Origin of the sequence: Lewinella sp. IMCC34191, assembly GCF_003390935.1 — a bacterium.
GTDB lineage: Bacteria > Bacteroidota > Bacteroidia > Chitinophagales > Saprospiraceae > Neolewinella.
The window spans coordinates 218,474-240,557 of sequence record NZ_QNQZ01000004.1 but is presented as its reverse complement, the minus strand read 5'-3'; the positions used below and the strand labels follow the sequence as shown (position 1 = coordinate 240,557).

Here is a 22,084-nt window from a genome sequence, read left to right as displayed (position 1 = left end):
TTCTTGCGAGGTTGAATTAGTACTCGGCTGTCAGTTACTGCACATTAACGTCTGTTAATATAGCTGGCGATTGGATCACCAGACCATCATAAATTTTGCTGATATTTAATTTTTCGTCGTCCGAAGCGGTGTTAGCTAGGATGAACCGGACGATTGTGTGTAGGCACAGCTATTGCCTACATGTTGTGGGGAGGAGCGGTTAAAATTTTCGGAGGGCAAATTAAATTTCGAACGGCCGTTTTGTAGGTACACTCTCTATGTTTTATATGAACAAACCTACTATTGCCGTCGTGGAAGACGAGCCGATTATTTCTGCCGACCTAGGGGACCGACTTACCGAAATGGGGTACTCGGTTTCAGGACACTATTCAAGCGGCGAGGAAGCGCTGCAGGATTTCAAAAAACTACTCCCCGATCTTGTCCTGATGGACGTAAAACTTGAAGGCGACCTGGACGGGATAGATACGGCACTGGCCCTGCGTCGATTCAGCCAATTGCCGATTATCTTTTTGACCAGCAACAGCGACGACGCTACGTACCGGCGGGCTCGCGTCGCCCGGCCGAGCGCCTTTCTTTCCAAGCCTTTCCGGGGAAGGGATCTGGCACACGCCATTGATTTAGCCCTCTCGGTGGATAAGCCCACCGCGCCACTTAGGAAAGATCAGGAGCCGGTGTTTCCGGATGGGGAAAGTGCCGTCCTGCTTCACGACCGGCTATTCCTGAAGGTGAAGGACCGGCTTACCCGTATCATGCTTCAGGAGGTGCTCTGGATCGAAGCGGATGATTACTACTGTAAGGTAGTCACCGAAGAGCGGGAATACCTGGTGACTAAAACGCTAAAGAAGCTGTCGGCGCTGATGCCGGAAGATGCTCCTTTTTTCCGTTGCCACCGCTCTTACTTGGTCAACCTTCGCCGTATAACGGAGATCGGAGAGTCGTCCGTCTTTGTAGGAAAATATGAAATATCGGTCAGCCGATCGAAACGTCCCGAACTCATGATTCGGTTGAGCAACAGCTGATCACGTACCGGCTGGTTCCACCTTGGCCGGGGTAAACCGAATCTCCGTTCCATAGCCTACCGTAGGGATGGGTCTGATCTCCCCCCGCAATTTCGTGCTAAGCATGTCCAGTAGCCGGGTTCCAAAACCGGTTCCGGAGGTTGTAGTGGGGGCTGCCTTTCCAGCGCCATCGTCGGTGACCCGGAGGAAGAGGTAGCTGTCTTCCCTAAAGAGGGAGACTTCCACCAGGCCTTTGCGCTCGTTGGGAAAGGCATGCTTGAGTGAATTGGTCACTAATTCATTAACGATCAGTCCGAGCGGAATAGCGGTGTCGATTTCCAAGGTCAGGTCTTCGAGATCATAATAAATATCTACGCGATCGTCCAAAGCGTAGGTATCCAGCAAGGTGTCGCCGAGCTCCTGGAGGTAGTTTTTCATGTTAACCCTATTGCCTTCTTTCCCCAGGTACAGCTTTTCGTGAATAAGCCCCATGGCCTGCACTCTGGATTGACTATCCCGAAGCGCGTGGGAGGCGGGCGAGTCCGTGGCGTCCAAATCACGGCTTTGCAGCTTGAGCAGGCTGGATATGACCTGGAGGTTGTTCTTGACGCGGTGGTGCACTTCCCCCACCAGGGCCTCCTTTTGCTGGACCAGTCTTTCGTTTTCCTCGTTTCGAATGCGCAACTTTTGCGACAGTCGGATCAGTGCCAGGCCGGCTACCAGGCATACTAAAAAACCCGCCCCGGCGGTATAGAGCCACATTTGCTGTTGCCTGAGCTGGGCTGCTTGCGCGGTGATCCGTTTTTCCTTTTTAGAGGATTCGTAGGCAATTTTGACTTCCGCTAACTGCTCGTCGTAGCCATCCTGAATGTAGGTCTGATAATTTTGACTCGCTTGTTGTAGGTAGTGGTAAGCACTGTCGTAGCGACCCAGGCCGGCGTATGCGGTACTAATCACGGACTGAAAATCCATCAGGTATTGAAGGTCATCCAGGCCCTCGGCCATGCTGAGTTCCTCCTGTAGCAATTCGATAGCGCGTTGGTAATCTCCCGATTCGTTTGCCGAATAGGCCAAGTTGTTGAGCAATAGCGCCTTGTAGATCCGGGTGCCACTTGCATCCGCGTAAGTGATCCCCTTTTGGTATAGCGCATTTCCGTAATGCACGGAATCGAGGTCGCTGTAGAGGATGCCCTTATGGAGGTAAAAATCCGCGAGGAGAGCCGGCGCGTCATAGTCTTTCAGGATCCGTTCGGCCTCGTCCATGCGGGGAATGGCCGCGGAATCACGTCCAATGTTGTGAAGGGACATAGCGTAGCTGATCAGCAGTCCGGCGTAATACAGCGTATCGGGTTGCTCACGTAGCAAATCGATGGCGAGGGCGTTATACCGTTGTTCCTCCTCAAGTTGGTCCTGATAGAAAAATGCTCCCCCCATCAACCAGTAGGCACGTGCCAGACAGCGATCATCGCCCCTTGCCAGGCATTCGTCCGCCATTTGCTGGCTGAGCAATAGGGATTCGGCATCCCGATTACCGATAGATGCCAGCGTGGCCTGCGTCCATAAGGAGGCTGCTGGGGCTTCCCGTCGGTCACTCTGATCGTAGTGGTGGCGTGCTTTCTGAAGTAATAGGCGGGAGCTGTCCTGAATGCCATTGTCCAAATAATAACGGGCAATCGTTTCGTATGCGAGGCCTGACAGGTAGGGGTCGTTCATATCGAGGACGGCTGGCAAGAGTGCTCTGGCACGGTGCACGGCCGTATCTACGTGGACGTAGTAGTGCTTTTGAATTTCGATTAACTGGCTTTCCGCACTATCTTTTGACTGCCCCGCCCCATCCGTTGAACACAGAAGCAGGAAAGCTATCAGAATGACGGGAATGGAAGAAGACAGCATGCAGGAGGGGAGCATTAACGAGAGATAACGGTGATTCACCGTGGCTGGATAAGTCCACTTTCCCAAGCAATATAGGCAGCAATTTTACGGCCCTGGAGGTATATACTTTGGGAAGGGCGGCACGGATTTGCCGTTCCCTGGACCTAGGTGGTAGCTGCCTGTAAGGATGGCTTAGTTTACTTATTTCGGTGGCTTAGTGTCTAAATGGCACTTACCTTTGCGATAGAATTTGAGAGACACTAGAATTTTACACACCACTCACTATCTCAACCGTTCTTCATCCCTAGAGATGTTGCCGGTCGGGTAGAATGAGTTTCCGGAAAATCCGGAGGACACTTTGAGCAACACAATTTTGTTTGAAACCCGAAAGGCATCCCCTTTCGGGTTTTTTATGCGGATTCCTGAACGGTTTGCGGCCGGCTGTTGGTGAGTCGGGAGACTGCCATGATGGTAAGCAGGCCTCCTAACATAGCGGTGGTACGAAATGGAAAGTCATCGGGGTAGGGGAGGAAAGTGGGGATGCCAAGCGTTCCGTCGCCTCCGCCAAAGCGTAAAACGGCTGCCACGATAAAGCCGGCAAGTGCTCCGTGGCGGTTGGCTTTCGGGTCGAACAGCGCGCAAACTAAAGCAGGAAACAGCAGGCAGTACACGAAATCCGAGCATAAAAACCACAGCTCGTACACGCTTCTCACCTGAAAGGCGATTAGGGTAGCTGCGGTCCCGACGATCCAGATGCAGCGCTGTATATAGGTAGCTAGCTTACTGTCAGGTAAGTCTTTATCAAAGAGCGGCTTGTAGACGTTCCATACGCCCATGCTACTGGCGCTGAGGACGCTGCTATCGACGCTGGACATCACGGCAGCCGCCACGGCACCCAGGCCGATGATAGCCACCCATGGAGTAGTCAGATAGCGTACCGCCCAGGGAAGGGTAGCGCTGGCATTCGGTGGCGGGGTAGCGCTCAGCAGCGACCAGTCAACCGTTGCCGAAACCATACCGATGATAGCCGGGGCGACTGCGGCTAACAAGCACACGAGGCCGGCCACTATGCTTAGGACCATGGCCGTTCGTTCATCCCGGGCGGCCAGAACGCGCTGGAAGTAAACCTGCCAGGGGATGCCTCCGAAAGTGAGTAACAGGGCGTAGTCCCACCAGGTCCAGTAATCGTTGCCCAGGGCTTCCCGGGAGGGGAGGAGGCTGGCAGCCGCCCCGAACTGCTCCTGGTAAGCGGCGTAGGTTGCGGAGAGCCCGCCGGTATACTCCAGGGTAAAGGGAACGATCAGTGCTAAGCCAAGGAACAGGATGATGAGCTGCACTACGTCGGTCATCGCTACCGCCCATAGCCCCCCTAGTGCGGTATAGGCTACGGCGATGGCCGCCGAGATGAGAATGGCCATTTCCAGGTCAATGCCCAGCACGGTACTGAAGGTCGCGCCCAGTGCGGTTAGGATCGCGGCAGTCCAGAATAACTCGCCGGTAAGGGCGGGTAGAAAAAGCAAGGCGGTGAGCCGGCGACCGTATCGTTCGGCCAGGGGATCCAGCATGGTTCGGTATCTGCGGCGGCGCATCGTTCGCGCGAAAACCAGTCCGCCGATAACGAGACTGAGGGCGTATCCCCAGGGCGCCTGTACCCATACCAGGCCTTGCGTGGCCGTGTATTCCGCGGTGCCGTTGATGAATCCCCCGCCGACCCAGGTAGCACTCATCGTAAAGACCGCGATGAGCACGGGAAGGTCTCGCCCGGCCAGCATCATACCGTCGGCGTCATTATCTTCCGAGCGCTGACGACGGGCGGCCCGTATACCAATGTAGTAGATAACCGCGTAGAATACGGCCATGCTGCCAAAGGCAGGCCAGTGCACGTCATCATCCGTAAACCAGTATAGATATCCCGCTGCTCCACCTAGCAGAGCAGCGAGCAGGAGGAGCGGGATATAGCTGCGGAGATTGGCCATGAGCGACCAAAGTACGGCGAGCCGTACATTCCGACTCGGACGTCCCGAATGAAAGTTTGCATATTGAGCCCAACATGCGCCTACTGCTTCTATTCTTCCTCCTTTGGCTGACCTTCATGGCCTGCGATTCTCCGGCCGCTCCGCAAACGGACTTACGCGGCCGGTTTCCCGTTGCGGTTCCGAAGTCGATCGTGCCGCCCCCGCCACTGGACTACGACAGTTCCGCCTGGGTGGAGTTGCAACGGCGGGATCCGTCGATCATACTGGATATTCGTTACGCTACGGACCGCAATTTCATGGAGCAGCAGATTTATGATTGCGGACGCTGTTTCTATCGCCCGGAGGTGGCGGAGGCGCTATTGGCCGCGCAGCGGGATTTGGCCCGTCGGGGAGTAGGGCTAAAAATGTATGATTGTTACCGGCCGGGGCCGTACCAGCAGCGCCTCTGGGACGTACTGCCGGATGCCCGGTACGTCGCGCGGCCGAGCCGAGGAAGTGCGCACAGCCGGGGAGCAGCCGCCGATCTGACGCTAGTGGATCTGAGCACGGGTGTGGAGCTCGACATGGGGACACCCTACGATTTCTTCGGAGAGGAAGCTTACACCACCACCACCGACTTGCCGGATACGGTGCTGGCTAACCGGCAATTGCTGCAGGAGACCCTACTGGCCCACGGATTCTCGACTATTCGCACCGAGTGGTGGCACTTTAACTATGGTGGACCGCGCTATCCGCTAAGCGACTGGGTGTGGCCATGTCCGTAAAGCACCGGATACGTTATTCCGTACTGTTGCCCCCGTTGGTGCCATTAGTACTCTGCGCCATCGCGGCACTTCGGGACCCCGTCGGTCTAATTGAGGCCGCCAGCCGGGTAAGCGATTGGATTCTAAATCACTTTGACTGGCTGTTTTCGTGGTCCGGTGCGTTGTTCTTAGTCTTGCTGCTATTTACTTACCTCTCTCCACTGGGATCGACCGTGATCGGCGGCCCCGGTGCGGAACGGCTGCTTAAGCCATGGCGGTGGTTTGCTATCACGGCTTGTACGACTATAGCAACGGGTATTCTGTTCTGGGGGATTGCGGAGCCTATCTACCACGTAAGCTCGCCACCGCCCGCAGGTGAAACGGAACCACAGGTATTCGCTCTATCCACCTTATTCCTACACTGGACGCTTACGCCCTATGGTATCTATACCATAGGGGGCTTATTATTCGCGCTCGGCTTTTATAATCACGGGCAACCCTTTTCGCTAAGTACACTCCTGCGACCGATGCTAGGAAAGGGCGTGCATATACATGGGGGCGCAGCCGTGGACGCTGTATGTCTGTTCGCCCTCGTATCGGGAATGGCTGCTGCCCTGGGTGCGGGCAGCTTGGCGCTGATTGGCGGCGTGTACGGCTATTTAGGGTTGGAAAATGGTACGAGCCCGCTTGCCCTGGCAATCGTGATCGGAATGATTGTCGTTGCCTTTAGCGTCTCTGCGGCTACCGGACTACAGCGGGGTATTCGGATACTCTCCAACTACAACATTATCGGATTTATACTGCTGGCGATTTTCGTTTTCCTCGCCGGGCCCTTTGCCGAAACACTTGGTTTGTCAGCTAGGGCACTGCTGGACTTCGCGGCTACCTTCGTGAGTCGGAACCTGGGTATGGACGACGGTATACCTGCAACCTGGAGTCATGACTGGACTGGCTTCTACTGGGCTAACTGGTATGCCTGGGCTCCCATTACCGCGCTGTTTTTGGGGCGCTTAGCGAAGGGGTACACCGTGCGTCGCTACATCGAGATGAATTTGCTGTGCACTTCCCTATTCGGGGCAGGCTGGATGATTGCATTCGGGGGTACGGCCATCGTCATCGATGGCAAGGGAGGCGGGAACCTTTCCGCTGCGTTGGCTGCCAATGGACCCGAGTCGGTGGCCTACACGCTATTTGAGGCTTTGCCCTTCGTAGGTCTGACGGCGATTTTCTTTCTTGTCCTGATATTTCTTTCGTACGTGACGGCCGCCGATAGCAATGTATCAGCCATGAGTGCCCTTTGCGTGAGAGATATCCGGCCGGATTCGGCGGAGGCTCCTCTGCGGATAAAGTTGTTGTGGGGAGGCGTGATCGGGCTTACCTCCTGGGTGCTCGTATCTTTTGCCGGCTTGGACGGGATCCGACTTATATCTACGCTAGGTGGATTTCCCGCTATGCTGATTTTCATCGTCGCGGCTGTCGGTTTGTTGCGGCTGACGCTGAAAAGCTATCGGAGTGGCAACAATAGCCCGCTCCAATCGTAACTACTGCATACCTTGACTTTGCCAAGGTGGGTCGCCGCCGGCTACCGTATAAACTGACTACCCAACAATTATGCCAACCCCAAAGTATTCTTCCGACGTTGAAGCCGTCGATGCACTAGCACAAGCCTACCAGGATCTTCGCAACGAAATCGGGAAAGTGATTGTCGGTCAGCAAGAGGTGGTCAAAACCGTACTTATCTCGTTATTTTCCAATGGTCACTCTTTGTTGGTTGGTGTGCCGGGTCTGGCCAAAACGCTGCTGGTTTCCACCATATCCGAGGTGTTGGACCTTGATTTTAAGCGCGTTCAGTTTACTCCCGACCTGATGCCTACGGATATCACGGGGTCGGAGATACTTAACGATGAGCGGCACTTTGAATTCAACCCCGGTCCGTTATTCGCGAATATTGTCCTGGCTGACGAGATCAACCGGACGCCCCCCAAAACGCAGGCGGCACTGCTCGAGGCTATGCAGGAGAGGTCGGTAACCGTTGCTGGTGATCGTCACGCGCTGCCCGCTCCCTTCTTTGTTTTGGCAACACAGAATCCCATCGAGCAGGAGGGAACGTATCCACTGCCGGAAGCACAGTTGGACCGCTTTATGTTTAATATTCCTTTGGACTATCCCAGTTATGAAGAAGAACTGGCAGTCGTACGCGGGACCACCGGGATAGAGCGGGCTGAACTCGGGCATGTATTGTCAGGAGAGGATATTCTGTTCTTTCAGAATTTGGTGCGCAAGATTCCGGTCAGCGATAACGTGCTGGAATACGCGGTCAAGCTTACGGGGAAGACTCGTCCGAACACCCAACGGGCCGGTCAGAACGTCAACGAATACATCAGCTGGGGGGCAGGACCACGGGCAAGTCAGTACCTGGTCCTGGGGGCAAAGTGCCACGCCGCCATTCACGGAAAATACAGTCCGGATATAGCCGACGTACAAGCGATTGCCAAGTACGTGCTCCGCCACCGTATTGTGAGAAACTACAAAGCCGAGGCGGAGGGTATCACCGAAGAGCACGTTATCGAGGGGCTTTTCTAAATCACCCAGCCGGTTTACTTCCGTTATGCTTCATCTCCCGTTCATATACGTTCGGCCAAGCCCCCTGGGCGGTCGGGGTGTATTCACTGCCCAGGATATTGCAGCAGGCACCATCGTAGAGTTGGCTCCGGTCATAGTGCTTAGCAGCCAGGATCGAGCAGTCATTCACGCAACGGGACTGCACGACTATTACTTCCTGTGGGATGTTGATGGCGCGGCGATTGCCCTGGGCTATGGCTCGCTATACAATCACGCGTCAGAGGGTAATCTTGATTTCGAGATGGATTATGACTACGATCAGATTCGCTTTGTGGCGGCCCGGAATGTTGCAGCAGGAGATGAGTTGCTGATCAATTACGTCGCAGGGGGGGGAGAAACACTGTGGTTTTAATTAGATTCATCGAGGGCTATTAAAGGGATGAAAGATGTCTAAAAGGAGGCTGCAATCTCATCATCAAATTGAAATAATCGAAACAGTAGACGATAATTTTTGAAATTAGTCTAAACTTGCTGCATTTACATTGAATAAATTTGCACGATTGAGTCAAAAGGTTGCATCTTTGCTAATGCAAGGACGAAGCAACGGCTTGGTTCACATACTGTAAGGTGATGAAATTGGCAGCCATGCCCGCTTGTCTCGCGGGTGGGGAGGTCGGGATAAACCCTTCTACGCTCGGCGTGAGCGCCGCTCTCCGGAGCATAGAAACGGGCTAACCGCCCCGTGCAGGTTCGACTCCTGCCCTTACAGCCAATCTACTGGTGGATTTTGAATATGCACCGGTTATCGTGTAGGGTGATGAAATTGGCAGCCATGCCCGCTTGTCTCGCGGGTGGGGAGGTCGGAATAAACCACCATTCAGTGCTCCGCGTGAGTAGTGCTCTTCGGAGCAATGAAGTGTGGCTAACCGCCCCGTGCAGGTTCGACTCCTGCCCCTACAGCCTATAGTTTTGATTACGAAGTTTAGTTGCGGGTTGCGGGCATTAGCTTTGCAACCCGATTTTTTTGCGATGGACTTTTCTATTCATTCACGCTGGCATTTACGCTTCAGGCGTCTACAAGCATCGTTGCCACCATCGGCCGTCCAAACTTCGTACCTCGACCGCCTTTTTCAGGTCGGTGAATGGCTGTTTCTATTTGACCTCTACGAAAGCGTTTCCAACTCACTCTGCTCCGGAGTCCGTCGGTTGCGTCCGGAGGAATTTGATTTCCTTTATCCCATCTTCGGAACCTCCATACCATACGACCGCATTCGGTTACACGAACGAGCGTATATCGGTCCGCGGCAATATGGTATTGCCTATGTCAGCTTTTTCACAATCAACAGTTGGGGGACCTTATCGCCCCCAACCCTGGTGCACGAGATGGTACACGTATGGCAATACGTGCATCGGGGGGCGCTCTATATTCCCCGGGCGCTAGCGGGCCAACGCACGAAAATGGGATACGACTACGGAGGTCTTCCCGGCTTGCGGGAAGCGACTAATCTCGACTCATTCAACTACGAACAAATGGCAACGGTAATCGAGGATGGCTTTCGGCTCGAGAATGGCTATCCCCTTCGATTTGTGCGCAGTGGCCATGCGGAAGCGCGCCCATACTATGCGCGTTTTAATGCGGAGTTGAGAAGCGCCTGCTCCCCATAAGTTAGACATCTGAAATGCTCCGGCCGAACCCCACGAGGAAGTTTTGGTTTAGAAGCACTGGACTTACCCTTCTACTCCCCTTACTGATATGTTGTCTGTATGCATACCGGTATTCAATTACAATGTTCTTCCCCTGATTAACGAGGTGTTGCGGCAAGCAAACTCCGTAGATAAGGATGTGGAGATTTTGGTGTACGATACTTCCGAAGATCAATATCTAGCGCAGAACCAAGCCATTGGACAACTGCCCCTCACCCGGTACGTTCGTCACAGCTGCACCGTCAGCAGAGAGGCACTACGTAATGTGATGGCGCGCGAGGCCGCCGGTGAATATCTTCTCATGCTGGATGACGACTGCTGGCCGGATACGAATTTTCTGGCTAATTACGTACAACGCCTGCCAGCGGTTGTGATGGTAGGGGGAACGCGGTACGCCGATAAGCGGCCCCAGGATCCGGAATTGTTCCTTCACTGGCATTACGGTCGGCGCAGGGAGGCCTCTGCTCCTGCGCGCCGCCGCAATCGATTCTTTCAGAGTAACAATTTTGTGGTCAGAAAGGACATCCTGCTAGCGCATCCCTTCCCGGAGTCGGAGGCTCTCGGACATTCGGATACACTTTGGGGGCAACTGCTGGTACCTGCCAACATCACGATTCAATACGTCGACAATCCGGTTATTCACCTTGGGCTGATGAAGAATCGGGATTTCTTGGCAAAGCAGAAGCGGGAGGTAGAAAGCCTGCGCTTGTTACGAAAGCAATATCCCACGGTGAGGACCCGATTGACCACGTTCGCAGACCGGTATCCCAAGGTTTCATCTCTATCGGAGTTCATGCCCGAGGAAGCGCTGAGTAGATACGTCCTTGAACGGGGCAATCTAAAGGCACTCGATATACTTAAACTGAAGTGGTGGGTTAGCGGCTGGGTACCCGCCATAGGCTATCTGTAAAGTACTGTTTGCTGTCCTGGTAGTGCTCGACGAATTCAAAGCCCGCGGCATCGGCCATACCTTCGACTTCCCGCAAAGAGTATTTCTGACTGATCTCGACTTCAACGGGCTGCCAGGCGCGGAAATTGAAGTTGCGGCCGGCTACCCCAATGCGCACGGACTGATCCTCTATGGGGACCAGAAAGCTTTTCGCGGAACCGGTCGACGGATCATAAGTCTCCCAGTGCCGCCAACAATCCAGTACGAAGTTACCCTTCAGTTCCCGGTTGATTCGTTCAAGAAGGTTTAAGTTGAACGAGGCCGTGTAGCCCTGCGGATCATTGTAGGCGGCCAGCACAACGGCCGGATCCTTTTTCAGGTCGAAGCCCGTCAGTAACAGGTCGCCCGGCGAGAGGAAGGAGCGAATCCTTTTTAGAATTTCCACTGCTTCACCCGGTGTAAAATTGCCGATGTTGGCGCCGGGGAAAAGCAACAATCGCTGGCGGGTACCGGAGGAATTACCCAGCCTGTTCAAGGCCTCGAAGTAATCCGCCTGAATGGGTTCAAAGTCAAGCTTAGGCCACCGAACGTTAATCAACTCACTTAGTTCCTTCAGCGCACTGGCGTTCAGATCTATGGGGCGGTAGGCGAACCGTGCTTTATGGGCCAGGAACGTCTCAATAATGTACTGGGTCTTGGTACCATCTCCCGCGCCTAACTCAATGAGATCAAAGGGCTTTCCGTCCGTTCGTGCCAAAAGATCCTTACCACAAGCGCGAAAAATTTCTTCCTCCGCATTCGTCAGATAATACTCATCGGTTTGCATAATGGACTGGAATAATTTACTTCCACGTTCATCATAAAACCATTTACTGCTGAGCCGGGGTTGATCGCCGGACAGCCCGCTGACGACATCTTCGGCAAATGCACTGAGCAGGGTGGGGGAGGTTGGGGAGACGGTCATAGTAGGTCTTTTGCTAGTCGGATACCAGTGAATTGCCACCGTTTGTCGGGCTGAAAGAAATTGCGGTATGTTGGTCGAATATGGCTCCTGGGAGTGGCGCAGCTTCCGCCCCGCAGTACCATCTGATTGATCATAAACTTGCCGTTGTACTCGCCCAGTGCTCCCTCCGGCCGGGGGTAACGTGGGTAGGGAAGATAGGCAGAGTTCGTCCATTCCCAGCAATGCCCCATCAATTGGTTGTCCTCGCTTGACGCGGCGGCAGTGGGATGATAATCCGCTCGCTCTACCCAGTTGCCAGAAGCTGGAACCTCCGGCTGTAGCTTTGCGCAGGCGATCTCCCATTCAAACTCGGTGGCCAAGCGGGCATCGGCCCAGCGGGCATACGCGTCCGCTTCGTACCAACTGACGTGCGTGACCGGAAGGGAAGGGTCGATGCGGGTTAAACCGCGATCAAGCGTGTACTGCATCCATTCGTCACCTTCACGGTACCAGTATAGAGGAGCCTTTACTTCAAGATTTCGGGCCCAGGCAATACCTTCCATTTGCCAGAGTTCAAACCGGCCGTAGCCGTTGTCTTTCATGAAGTCGAGGTATTCTCCGTTGGTGACCAAACGCGAGCCGATACCAAAATCTTGAACCAGTACGTCGTGCCGGCTCAATTCGTTATCCCAGCAAAAATCTTCCCCTTCGTGGCCGATCGAGTAGCGGCCGCCTTCAACCGATATATACCGATGAGGAATAGTGGGTGAGGACGTCTTGGCGTCTTCACGGTAGGAGGGGTGTAACGGATTACTCCCCAGAATGTATTTGATGTCGCTTAGAAGAAGTTCCTGGTGCTGTTGCTCGTGGTGGAGTCCCAGCTCGGTAAGCTGGGTGATTGCCGGCACATCGCGGTCCAGCAACGCTTCCATGGCTCGGTCTACGTATTGTCGATACTCCAGGATCTGCTCCAGCGCGGGACGGGTCATGTTTCCACGGTCACTACGCAGTATGCGGGGTCCCTGGCTTTCGTAATAGCTATTGAAAAACCAGTTCAGCCGCTCGTCGTAGCATTGATAGCCTGGCAGGTGGGGGACAAGAAGAAAATTTTCAAAGAACCAGGTAGAGTGACCGAGGTGCCACTTGGGTGGGCTGACATCATCGACGGGCTGCACCGTAAAATCTTCTGCCTGCAGGGGTTCGCACAAGTGGATAGACTGTTGCCGTACGCGAACATACTGGTCTTGAATTGCCGTGGCTGTCGGTGCTGATATCGTCACGCTGATAGTCTAAATTTCTTCTACCTGAACCCCCTTCCAAAACGCGACGTGCCCCTTGATGTGTTCGGCACGGGCGTAAGGTTCAGGGTAGTACCAGGCGGCATCGGGGTTGGACTGACCGTCTACCGTAATATTATAGTAACGGCAATCTCCTTTCCAGCCGCAGTGTGTGGTCGTGTTGCTGTCAGAAAAGTAAGCCGGGTGAAGGCTATCACTAGGGAAATAGTGATTACCCTCAACTTCTTTCGTTGATTCGCTTCGTGCCAGGACTTGCCCTTTCCAGCTAGCTTGCATCATAATCCTCGGGTTGGGTGTACTATAACCGAAGCCACGATCTATGGTTTGCAGCGGCTGAAGGCTTATCTTCCCCCCATGCAGCGCCCCGCCCTTATCATTATGGTTAAGAATCCGATTGCCGGGAAAACGAAAACCCGCCTGGCTAAGGATGTGGGTAATAAGCAGGCGCTGGTGATGTACGATCGCTTGATGGAGCATACCCGGAAACAGGCGCTTGGGCTGCAGGGCGTCACCCGGTACCTGCACTACTCCTCTTTCGTAGACGACGAGGATGGGTGGCCGAACGGAGATTTTATCAAACTAGTGCAGGTCGGTGAAGGCTTGGGAGAAAGGATGGCAGCCGCCTTCGACCATGCATTTGTTCGGGGGCACGACCGTATCGTTATAATTGGAAGTGACTGTCCGGGAGTCACTACTGAATTGCTAAACCAAGCTTTTAGTGCCTTAAGCACGGATGAGCTCGTAGTTGGGCCGGCCGAGGACGGCGGCTATTATCTATTAGGTATGCGACACGCGCATCCATATCTCTTCACCGAAATGACCTGGAGTGTAGATACGGTATTCGAGGAAACGATGCAACGTGCTGCAAAGCGGGGCTTATCGGTAGCGACCCTGCGTAAATTTTCCGATGTGGACCGCTTGGAAGACTGGGTGGCTTATGGCTGGGAGGTTCCGAAATCTTGATTAGGATTTATAACCGGTTAGCGCGCGCCCGCAGACAATGATCCGCCAGAACTAGTGCCGCCATCGCATCGACGATCGGAACGGCCCGTGGCAGGACGCAGGGGTCGTGTCGACCCTTACCCGTAACCGTAACCGATTGACCCGCTTCGTTGATACTGTCCTGGTCGGAAACGATCGTGGCCACTGGTTTGAAGGCAGCCCGAAAATAGATGTCCTCGCCGTTCGATATGCCGCCCTGAATGCCCCCGCTTCTGTTGGTACGGGTACGCGTACGCCCGTCGTCATCGGTGTAGAAGGCATCGTTGTGTTCGCTGCCCCGCATGCTCACCCCCGCGAAACCGCTACCGTACTCGAAGCCTTTGCAGGCGTTGATACTGAGGATCGCTTTACCAAGGTCCGCGTGTAGTTTGTCGAACACGGGTTCGCCCCAGCCGGCGGGGACGCCTTTGATCACGCACTTCACGATTCCGCCGATCGTGTCGCCATCTTTGCGAACTTCCAGGATCTTTTTTTCCATTTCCGCGGCGGTATTCGGGTCTGGACAGCGGACGTCATTGGAATCTATTAGCCCAAGGTCGAGCTCGTCATGCGTTTTGCCGGTCTGGATGTGCCCGACCTGATCGACGTAGCTTTGAATAGTGATTCCCATGCCGCCGAGCAATTGACGGGCTACGGCACCGGCGGCGACACGGGCGGCCGTTTCCCGGGCAGACGAGCGGCCACCGCCACGGTAGTCGCGATTACCGTACTTGGCCGAGAAGGTATAATCGGCGTGACTGGGTCGGTACTTATCCTGGATGTGACTATAGTCCTTGCTTCGCTGATCCTGATTGTAAATCACTATGCCGATGGGCGTACCGGTGGTTTTCCCTTCGAAAATGCCGGACAAAATTTCCACGGTATCCCCTTCTTTGCGTTGGGTCACGATTTTGCTCTGTCCCGGGCGCCGGCGGGCCATTTCGCTTTGAATGGCATCAAGATCAAGCGTCAGGCCGGCGGGGCAACCGTCAATGGTCACTCCGAGGCCAACGCCGTGGCTTTCGCCGAAAGTGGTGACGCGGAATAGGGTGCCGTGGGTATTGCCTGACATGATGGGTGGGGGTTAAGCGGAGAAGAGCTGAAAGGTCAGTGGCGTGAAGGTATGGCTTCAGGATTTTAGAATCCGTTTGAGCTCTGCGGGAATTACGCCGGCCAGGGCGAGGCGAAGCCGCTCGACGTTGCGGAATCCGAGGTAGGGGTAGAGGCGGGTGTATTGGGGGACAATATCTAGCGCAGGTAGCTTCCTGATGTTTTCCGAGGCGCTGAATGTCTCGTTATATGCTTTTTCCGCGGATAGAATATCGAAGGTGGCGAGTTGCCGGATGACGGATAAGGTAGCGCCTAAAAAAAACGGTTCGTTGTCAGCCCAGTACCCTGGCCGATCATCCATCAGGTAGCCGTTGGCGTCCATTAGCATGGCCAGCCTCAACGCGTACTGCCTTGCCGGAAACCTATTGGTAATTCTGTCTTTTCCGTTATCATGATTATAGAAACTGTACGGAACGGGATCCAGTACAAACGGAACCTGCGCTTTTAATAAGCGATAGTGAAGGTCCGGATCTTGATTGCTTGGTAGATCTTCATTCCAGCCACCTATCTGATCCACAGCGGTTCTTTGTAGTAGATTTGAAATGGTATGACCCGTTCGGAAACCGTAATAAAGCCCTTTCCATAAGTCTGAACTCGGCAGTACGTCCTCTTTCCTGCCATTCAGGTAACGGTTTTGGTAAGCGCCCACTACCCACTGGGCGTCATCGGCTAAGTTTAGCTGATGGACTATTTTGAGCGGGTGTATTTCATCGTCCGCATCCAGGTACTGGATCCATTTGCCGCTACTGAGTTTAGTGCCCAGGTTTCGAGCAAAAGAGGCCCCTGGTTGCGGACAATTTGCCAACCGAATCAAATTGGGATGATTAGCGGCAATCTGCTGGAGCAGCTCCCAGGTATTATCGGTTGAGCGATTGTTTACAACAATCACTTCCCACCTACCCGGCACCCGTGAGCCGGCGGCTATAGCTGACGATACCGAACGCTCTATACAGGCTCCGGCGTTGTAGGCGGGAATAACGATGCTTACTTCCATGCGCCCAACATTTTGCGCAGGCGGTGGTCAAGTGCGGCGTACGCTCCCCGGGGTTCTCGTACGATACGTAATACCATTCTTAGAATGCGGATAATTCGGCCTTTTTTCGCGCTTGATATAGCCACTCGCTTAGCTATACGAAAAGCAAAAGCACTATAGCTTGGCGTAATCCGGGTGGCAGGAAACTGCCTGCGGTAGCGATCCGTATCGTTGATCTGCTGTATTAGTCGGATATCCGAATTGTAGTAACGGCTGTTGGTAAGGCTTTTGGCTTGCCGTTCGTTAACGGAACTGACCCGATCCTCGTAAAATACGGGACCGCGTTGGGTGATCAGCAGAAACAAGTAGTGATCTGCCGATACAACCTCCTCATAGCCTGGTGGCCAACCCCCGAATATGCGCGTACGAAAGAAACAGGAGCTGGTATGCAAACGAATATTGCGGTCTTTGCAAAATTCCTCATGCGGATAGAATCCCGTAGCCCGACGCTCACCGGGTGCATTACTTCGTAGATATCCTGGTTCGATCAAATGGCCTTCGATATCGACTTCTTCACAGAAGGTATCGTGAAAGCAGCAGCTCAATTTAGGGTGGCGCTGCATCATCGCGTACTGCCGCTGAAGTTTATTCGGGTCGATCCAGTAATCGTCTCCGTCAAGTATAGCCGTGTACTTTCCCCGGCAGGCCATTGGGTTGAGCATATTATTCCGCCGGCCCGGAGTTCCGGGCAGCCGGGTGTCATACAACAAGAGCCTGATAATTTCGGGATACTCCTTCTGGTATTGAAGCAGTACTTGGCGGGTTCCGTCGTCACTAGCGTCGTCACCGACGACAATTTCGTAGGGGAAGTCAACTACTTGCTCAAGAATACTATCAAGCGCCCTGCCTATAAGATGTTGCTGATTGTACGTCACTACCGAAACGCTCACCTCGGGCCAGTCTTTTCGGCGCCAATCCGGTGATACTGGAGGGAGGTGATATGGAGAGTCGGGTAGGGCGGTCATGGGAGAACAAAATTACAAACGTAGAATATTCCTACTTTACGTCACCCCCAACAGGTCATCAAAACCATGAGTACTGCCGTCTTCCCCGGATCCTTCGACCCCATCACCGTAGGTCACGTCGAACTCGTCAAACGGGCTGTACCGCTCTTCGACCGCGTCGTGGTCGCGGTAGGCGTAAATAGTCAGAAAAGCTATTTGTTTGACCTGGAACAACGAATGGAATGGTTACGGGAGGTTTTTGCCGACGACAACCGTATTTCCGTGGACAGCTTTGAGGGGCTCACCGCCCACTACTGTCGCAAAATCGGTGCCCGCTACTTATTACGCGGCCTGCGCAATGCCAGCGATTTCGATTACGAGAAAACCATCTCCCAATTAAATGAAATAGTTGGGGAAGGCCTGGAAACTATTTTTCTCATAAGCCAACCCGCCTACAGTCACATCAGCTCGACGATCGTTCGGGAGATCATTAAGGGAGGCGGCGATGCCCGGCCCTTTCTACCCCCGCAGCTAGAGCTTCCGCCGCGCTACGATACTCCGGCCTAGGGTCACCTCATCCGCGTACTCCAGTTCCCCACCGAAGCTTACTCCACGGGCGATACTGCTGACCTGAATGTCGGTGTCCGCAAGTTGCTTGTTGAGGTAGAAGATAGTCGTGTCACCTTCAATCGTGGGACTGATCGCCATGATGACCTCATCCACTTCAGCTGATTTAGCGCGGCTGATCAGCGAATCAATATTCAAATCAGCCGGACCGATGCCTTCGATGGGGCTGATGACCCCGCCCAACACATGGTACAGTCCGCGGTATTGCTGCGTCTCCTCAATGGCCATAACGTCGCGAATGCTCTCGACGACGCAGATGATAGACTTATCCCGTCGTTGATCGCGGCAAATCGCGCAGACGTTCTGGTCGCTCAGGTTGCCGCAGGTGATACAGTGCTGGATATTTTCGCGCATGCCGGCGATGGAACGAGCCAGTTGGACACTGTCTTCCGTCGGACGCTGCACCAAATCCAAAACCAGGCGGAGCGCCGTTTTTTTACCAATTCCTGGCAGGGAAGCGAAGGCATTAACGGCATCTTCAATAAGGCGGGAGGAAAACTGCATGAGCTATTGGACAGGCGAGCGAAGAAGAACGATGGTAGGAAAAAAACAATCAGGTGGGCATTCAGTTTGTTTATCCCGTACATAGGCCGCAAATTTGCCGGCCCCCGACATCAAACTAAAATAGACAAGACATGGCTGAGGTGATACGCATGCCCCGAATGAGTGATACAATGGAAGAAGGCAACATCGTGGCCTGGCTCGTCGAAGAGGGGGAAGCGGTAGAACCCGGTCAAACGCTGGCCGAGGTCGAAACCGATAAGGCGACCATGGAGTTAGACTCCTTTTTTGAAGGCACGCTCTTACACATCGCGGTTAAAGAGGGAGCCGTCCCCATTGACGGTGTGATCGCCGTTATCGGCGAAGAAGGTGAGGATTGGAAGAAGGCCATCGAAAGTGCCGGCGGTAACGGCACGACAGAAAGTGGCGATTCCAAAGAGGACAAGCCATCGTCCAAAGACGAAAGCAGTGAAAAGTCCGCCCCGGATAACGCTGCTCCCGCTACGCCCGCCCGTACCACCACGGAAGACGATGGCGAGGAAGACGATCGCCTCAAGGCAAGTCCGCTCGCGCGCGCCATGGCAAAGGAGGCCGGCATCGATCTGAAGTCCGTCACCGGGAGCGGTGAGAATGGACGGATAGTAAAGCGAGACATCGAGGAGGCGAAGTCTTCTCCGGCAACCGCGAGTCCCGCACCCGCCGCGCAACCACAGACTCCGCAACCTGCACCCGCCGGCCAGCCAAGTCCGAATGTCAACGTCGAAAAGCCACAGGAGAAAGTTCCGGCCTTCTCTTTCGGGGGAGGAGAAGCTAATTTCGATCAGTCGCCGGTCAGCCAGATGCGGAAGGTGATCGCTCGCCGCCTGGGAGAATCTAAGTTTACGGCTCCTCACTTCTACGTCACCGTAGAGATTGAAATGAGCAAGGTTTGGGAAATGCGCAAGCGCATCAACGAGGTAGCACCCGTAAAAATCAGTTTCAACGATTTGGTTGTCAAGGCTTGCGCGGTCAACCTGCCCAAGCATCCAGCGATTAACTCCAGCTGGCAAGGCGATCACATCCGTGTCAATAAGGACGTCAACATCGGAGTAGCAGTGGCTATCCCCGACGGCTTGCTCGTTCCCGTAGTCCGCTACGCGAATATGAAATCGCTTAGCCAGATCAATACGGAAGTCAAGGAACTTGCCGGACGAGCTAAGAACAAAAAGCTCTCGCAGGATGAGATGACCGGCAATACCTTCACCATCTCTAATCTAGGGATGTTCGGCATCGAAGAATTTACCGCTATCATCAATCCGCCGGACGCTTGTATCCTTGCCGTCGGTGGCATCAACGACAAGCCGGTAATCCGCGATGGAGAAGTGGTGCCGGGAAAGATCATGAAGGTTACGCTAAGCAGCGATCACCGGGTTGTGGACGGAGCATCCGCGGCGCAGTTCCTCAACGACGTGAAAGCTACGCTGGAAGATCCGATTCGCCTGATGGTCTGAGGTACTCGGACTATATAGGTATCAAAACGGCCGCGCAGATCAAGGATTTGCGGGGCCGTTTCATTTTGTAGCTATGGGGTTACGCTGAGCTTTCCGATTGCCCTACCCTTGGTGGTGCGGATAAAGTAAACCCCGCTTGGGAAGCCTGCTGTACTGATGGGCACTTTCCGCCCCGTTACGTCGATGGTCCGGATAGTACGACCCACGCTGTCAAATATTTGCACTCGGTCTCGACCAATCTCTCCGTGGCTGAATTCAAGGGTGATGTTATCGCCGGACCTGACCGGGTTTGGATAAACGAAGATGCGTTGCTTGGAGAAGGTGTCGTCTACCGCCGAGAGACCACCCTGGAATAGCTTGTTCGCTAAGGCAATGGCATCCCGACCTACTACCCGTCCGATCCGCCGGCCAGGTATATCGTCGATGGGTGGATGAATGCCCCCCCAAATGCGGCTCAGGCTCGTCTCCGCGGCCGCATCGTGGTAAGTTGCCCACTGCAACACGATGTCCTGGCTCGGCCCCTCCTCAAATACCAGGAAGTCGTTCTTTTCAGCTACAAACTCACCGATCCCACCGGGGAAAAAGGGGCTGCCCGTCAGTGATTCCAGCACGGTCGCCGCAGCTGCACTGAAGGTGGAATGCCCGGAAATGTAACCCGCGAAATTGGGTGTCACGAAGGTAGGGCGCTGGTACGGCTCCCAGGCGGTGGGGTTGATCCAGTCGACGCCGGCCTGCTCGAGGTCCGGATCGTCGATGAAGGTATTGCCGATCCAGGCTCTGGCTTTGACGGTCATTCCCAGGGTGGTATTGACCACCTCGGCGGAGCTGTCCACCAACTCGATGTAGCCCGGGTCCAGCCGGATGCCGGTAGGATTGTAGAATCGATGCTCCGGCACGCTCGCCTGTCCGCTAACGGCGAGATGCCGGATGGCGCTTATGGGGCGTATGTAATCATATTTGCCTTTGATGCTCCAGGCCGTGATGGCGGCATCGTGCATCGCCCCTCCCAGCGCCAGGTACGCCTTCACGTCGTATTCGAGCGCCGGCAGTGCTTCCCCCTTTCCGAACAGCTTACGCTCGAACAGGGGATGATCCATGACCTTATTGAAGATGGTGAACCAGTGCCCGGGTGGCGTTTCCGAGGCCGGCCCGTCGGCCCAGAATTCAGCCAGGACGCGGGTGTAGTCGCCCCTGGGTACGATATTCGGTGCATAAGGCTCGCCGGTAATTGGATTCAGCGATCTGCCGTTGCCCGGCTGCCCGCCAGCGTGTTCCTTATAGAAAGCGCGGTATTCGGCGGGCGTACTGGGCAGGAAATCCGGAAGATTTCCGCGTGCGCCGGGGGAGATATCCCACATTACGTTATCGGTGGGATCAAGGTGACTAGACCACTTCAGCACCAGTTCAAAATTCCACCGGTAAAAATTTAGCTGGGTGGTGTCTGCCGGATCAAATTTTGCCGGTGGGCCGGGGTCGTGGTAGACCGGACTTCCCGCCGGTGTCGGTAGGTCCTCGGTAGAATTTGTCTTAGCGGATGCTGGAATGGCGAAGGGGTCGACCTTACCCCAGGTAGCCCCTAGGAAGCCGGGGATGTTGCCATCCAGAACGTTGCCGGATTGATCGATTACCTCTCCGCCAAAGGCCAGGGGCTGCCAGCGGTTCGGATCTTCCAATTGCAGGATGCTGAACGGATTTTCGAGGTCTAGCGGTGGATTGGCGGGGTCCGGGTAGTTGTCGTTCTCATACAGACCTTCCTCGTTAGCCCCGTCCACCATGCCGTAGGCGATAATTTCGGCAGCGATGTGGTTACCGAGGGCGGCTGGCCCGTCATTGGCGTAATCCGTCGAGACGAAGGCGGTATCGTAGTTCAGCTCAATCATCAGTTGACCGGCTTCCCGATCGATCAGCTTAACGCCCGGAGCATCCGCATACCGGTGCAGGAGTAAGCGATAGGCCGCGTAGCTGATCGCTTCTTCGGTGGCTGAATGCTTATCCTCAAAGTCTGGAATCAGATTGGGGTCAATGCGTAACCGATGCCCGGAGCGTACCCGCCCCATCAGGGCCGTGGAGCTGCCACCGTTGATCAGCGCCCAAGCATCATACATGGCCGCCGCGCTGTGGTAAAGGTTACGGGCATGGACGACCGGGCGCGCCAGATCGTTGCGGATGGCGTCCAGGTACACTTCATTCCATTCGCGGGCCACGCTCTGGGCAGGGCTCGACTGAGCCTGAGCCGATACGATAACCAGCAGCCAGAGCAAGAGGGCACCGCAATGTTTCCATTTATTTTTCACTGCTTCAAAGATAAGATAGACACCACGCCGAGGCCCCTGTTCCGCTGCGCTGGTAATGTCGGTTCTGCGGCACGAGGGTAGGGGAACATACCCCGTGGCCACCTGTTATACAACTCACA

The 22,084-nt window shown here is 54.6% G+C and carries 20 protein-coding genes and 1 tRNA gene; 11 read left to right on the top strand and 10 right to left on the bottom strand.

Annotated elements, in window-relative coordinates; translation table 11 throughout:
* Nucleotides 1-266 precede the first annotated feature (266 nt).
* Nucleotides 267-1,019: a LytR/AlgR family response regulator transcription factor gene (locus DRW39_RS10210; protein ID WP_198664841.1), complete on the top strand. Its 753-nt coding sequence runs from the start codon at nucleotides 267-269 to the stop codon at nucleotides 1,017-1,019.
* Here the strand turns inward: DRW39_RS10210 and DRW39_RS10205 are convergent, their stop codons facing one another.
* Both DRW39_RS10205 and DRW39_RS10200 read right to left on the bottom strand, forming a co-directional pair.
* Nucleotides 1,020-2,906, bottom strand: a complete 1,887-nt coding sequence (locus tag DRW39_RS10205; RefSeq protein WP_116106933.1) for a sensor histidine kinase — start codon at nucleotides 2,904-2,906, stop codon at nucleotides 1,020-1,022. It abuts the gene before it with no gap.
* Between the two features lie 374 nt (nucleotides 2,907-3,280).
* Entirely contained in the window at nucleotides 3,281-4,846 is a 1,566-nt protein-coding gene (locus DRW39_RS10200; RefSeq protein ID WP_116106932.1) for a sodium:solute symporter family protein, read from the bottom strand.
* Between the two features lie 74 nt (nucleotides 4,847-4,920).
* Between DRW39_RS10200 and DRW39_RS10195 the strand changes: the two genes are divergently transcribed.
* The 7 genes from DRW39_RS10195 (at nucleotide 4,921) to DRW39_RS10170 (ending at nucleotide 10,765) form a co-directional block, all read left to right on the top strand.
* Nucleotides 4,921-5,610 carry a M15 family metallopeptidase gene (locus DRW39_RS10195; RefSeq protein WP_232830118.1) on the top strand — a complete coding sequence of 230 codons (690 nt, stop codon included), beginning with the start codon at nucleotides 4,921-4,923 and terminating at the stop codon, nucleotides 5,608-5,610.
* Nucleotides 5,601-7,130, top strand: a complete 1,530-nt coding sequence (locus tag DRW39_RS10190; RefSeq protein WP_232830117.1) for a BCCT family transporter — start codon at nucleotides 5,601-5,603, stop codon at nucleotides 7,128-7,130. Before DRW39_RS10195 ends, DRW39_RS10190 begins: the two co-directional genes overlap by 10 nt.
* Before the next feature lie 70 nt (nucleotides 7,131-7,200).
* On the top strand, nucleotides 7,201-8,172 hold the full coding sequence (locus DRW39_RS10185; RefSeq protein WP_116106930.1) for an AAA family ATPase: 972 nt from the start codon (nucleotides 7,201-7,203) through the stop codon (nucleotides 8,170-8,172).
* Between the two features lie 25 nt (nucleotides 8,173-8,197).
* The gene (locus DRW39_RS10180; protein WP_116106929.1) at nucleotides 8,198-8,563 is read left to right on the top strand and encodes an SET domain-containing protein; all 366 of its coding nucleotides are present in this window, start codon (nucleotides 8,198-8,200) and stop codon (nucleotides 8,561-8,563) included.
* A gap of 396 nt (nucleotides 8,564-8,959) precedes the next feature.
* Nucleotides 8,960-9,111, top strand: a tRNA-Asp gene (locus DRW39_RS22230).
* Between the two features lie 9 nt (nucleotides 9,112-9,120).
* Nucleotides 9,121-9,816 carry a hypothetical protein gene (locus tag DRW39_RS10175; RefSeq protein WP_157976038.1) on the top strand — a complete coding sequence of 232 codons (696 nt, stop codon included), beginning with the start codon at nucleotides 9,121-9,123 and terminating at the stop codon, nucleotides 9,814-9,816.
* An 88-nt stretch (nucleotides 9,817-9,904) separates the two neighbouring features.
* On the top strand, nucleotides 9,905-10,765 hold the full coding sequence (locus tag DRW39_RS10170; RefSeq protein WP_116106927.1) for a glycosyltransferase family 2 protein: 861 nt from the start codon (nucleotides 9,905-9,907) through the stop codon (nucleotides 10,763-10,765).
* On the opposite strand, the gene DRW39_RS10165 is transcribed toward DRW39_RS10170, so the two are convergent.
* From DRW39_RS10165 to DRW39_RS10155, 3 genes are read right to left on the bottom strand one after another with little or no spacing between them, the layout of a single operon-like run.
* Complete coding sequence (locus DRW39_RS10165) at nucleotides 10,731-11,708, bottom strand: L-histidine N(alpha)-methyltransferase (protein WP_116106926.1); 978 nt, start codon at nucleotides 11,706-11,708, stop codon at nucleotides 10,731-10,733. The two genes, DRW39_RS10170 and DRW39_RS10165, sit on opposite strands and share 35 nt — an antisense overlap.
* Nucleotides 11,705-12,967, bottom strand: coding sequence for an ergothioneine biosynthesis protein EgtB (gene egtB, locus DRW39_RS10160; RefSeq protein ID WP_255419248.1), 1,263 nt, complete (start codon nucleotides 12,965-12,967; stop codon nucleotides 11,705-11,707). Before egtB ends, DRW39_RS10165 begins: the two co-directional genes overlap by 4 nt.
* A 9-nt stretch (nucleotides 12,968-12,976) precedes the next feature.
* The gene (locus DRW39_RS10155) at nucleotides 12,977-13,264 is read right to left on the bottom strand and encodes a DUF427 domain-containing protein (protein ID WP_198664840.1); all 288 of its coding nucleotides are present in this window, start codon (nucleotides 13,262-13,264) and stop codon (nucleotides 12,977-12,979) included.
* A 75-nt stretch (nucleotides 13,265-13,339) separates the two neighbouring features.
* Here DRW39_RS10155 and DRW39_RS10150 point away from each other — a divergent pair, with 75 nt between their 5' ends.
* Nucleotides 13,340-13,948 (top strand): TIGR04282 family arsenosugar biosynthesis glycosyltransferase, encoded by a 609-nt coding sequence (locus tag DRW39_RS10150; RefSeq protein ID WP_116106925.1) that lies wholly within the window; start codon nucleotides 13,340-13,342, stop codon nucleotides 13,946-13,948.
* Between the two features lie 7 nt (nucleotides 13,949-13,955).
* Here DRW39_RS10150 and aroC read toward each other — a convergent pair whose 3' ends face one another.
* From aroC to DRW39_RS10135, 3 genes are read right to left on the bottom strand one after another with little or no spacing between them, the layout of a single operon-like run.
* The gene (aroC, locus tag DRW39_RS10145; protein ID WP_116106924.1) at nucleotides 13,956-15,038 is read right to left on the bottom strand and encodes a chorismate synthase; all 1,083 of its coding nucleotides are present in this window, start codon (nucleotides 15,036-15,038) and stop codon (nucleotides 13,956-13,958) included.
* Between the two features lie 57 nt (nucleotides 15,039-15,095).
* Complete coding sequence (locus DRW39_RS10140; protein ID WP_116106923.1) at nucleotides 15,096-16,070, bottom strand: glycosyltransferase family 2 protein; 975 nt, start codon at nucleotides 16,068-16,070, stop codon at nucleotides 15,096-15,098.
* Complete coding sequence (locus DRW39_RS10135; RefSeq protein ID WP_116106922.1) at nucleotides 16,061-17,074, bottom strand: glycosyltransferase; 1,014 nt, start codon at nucleotides 17,072-17,074, stop codon at nucleotides 16,061-16,063. The genes DRW39_RS10140 and DRW39_RS10135 overlap by 10 nt, the downstream gene beginning before the upstream one ends.
* Nucleotides 17,075-17,140: 66 nt before the next feature.
* On the opposite strand from DRW39_RS10135, the gene coaD reads away from it, so the two are divergent.
* Nucleotides 17,141-17,620: a pantetheine-phosphate adenylyltransferase gene (gene coaD, locus DRW39_RS10130; protein ID WP_116106921.1), complete on the top strand. Its 480-nt coding sequence runs from the start codon at nucleotides 17,141-17,143 to the stop codon at nucleotides 17,618-17,620.
* On the opposite strand, the gene recR is transcribed toward coaD, so the two are convergent.
* The gene (gene recR, locus DRW39_RS10125; RefSeq protein WP_116106920.1) at nucleotides 17,585-18,184 is read right to left on the bottom strand and encodes a recombination mediator RecR; all 600 of its coding nucleotides are present in this window, start codon (nucleotides 18,182-18,184) and stop codon (nucleotides 17,585-17,587) included. The two genes, coaD and recR, sit on opposite strands and share 36 nt — an antisense overlap.
* A 131-nt stretch (nucleotides 18,185-18,315) precedes the next feature.
* On the opposite strand from recR, the gene DRW39_RS10120 reads away from it, so the two are divergent.
* Complete coding sequence (locus DRW39_RS10120; protein WP_116106919.1) at nucleotides 18,316-19,671, top strand: pyruvate dehydrogenase complex dihydrolipoamide acetyltransferase; 1,356 nt, start codon at nucleotides 18,316-18,318, stop codon at nucleotides 19,669-19,671.
* A gap of 71 nt (nucleotides 19,672-19,742) precedes the next feature.
* On the opposite strand, the gene DRW39_RS10115 is transcribed toward DRW39_RS10120, so the two are convergent.
* Nucleotides 19,743-21,965 carry a T9SS type A sorting domain-containing protein gene (locus DRW39_RS10115; RefSeq protein ID WP_116106918.1) on the bottom strand — a complete coding sequence of 741 codons (2,223 nt, stop codon included), beginning with the start codon at nucleotides 21,963-21,965 and terminating at the stop codon, nucleotides 19,743-19,745.
* Between the last annotated feature and the right edge of the window lie 119 nt (nucleotides 21,966-22,084).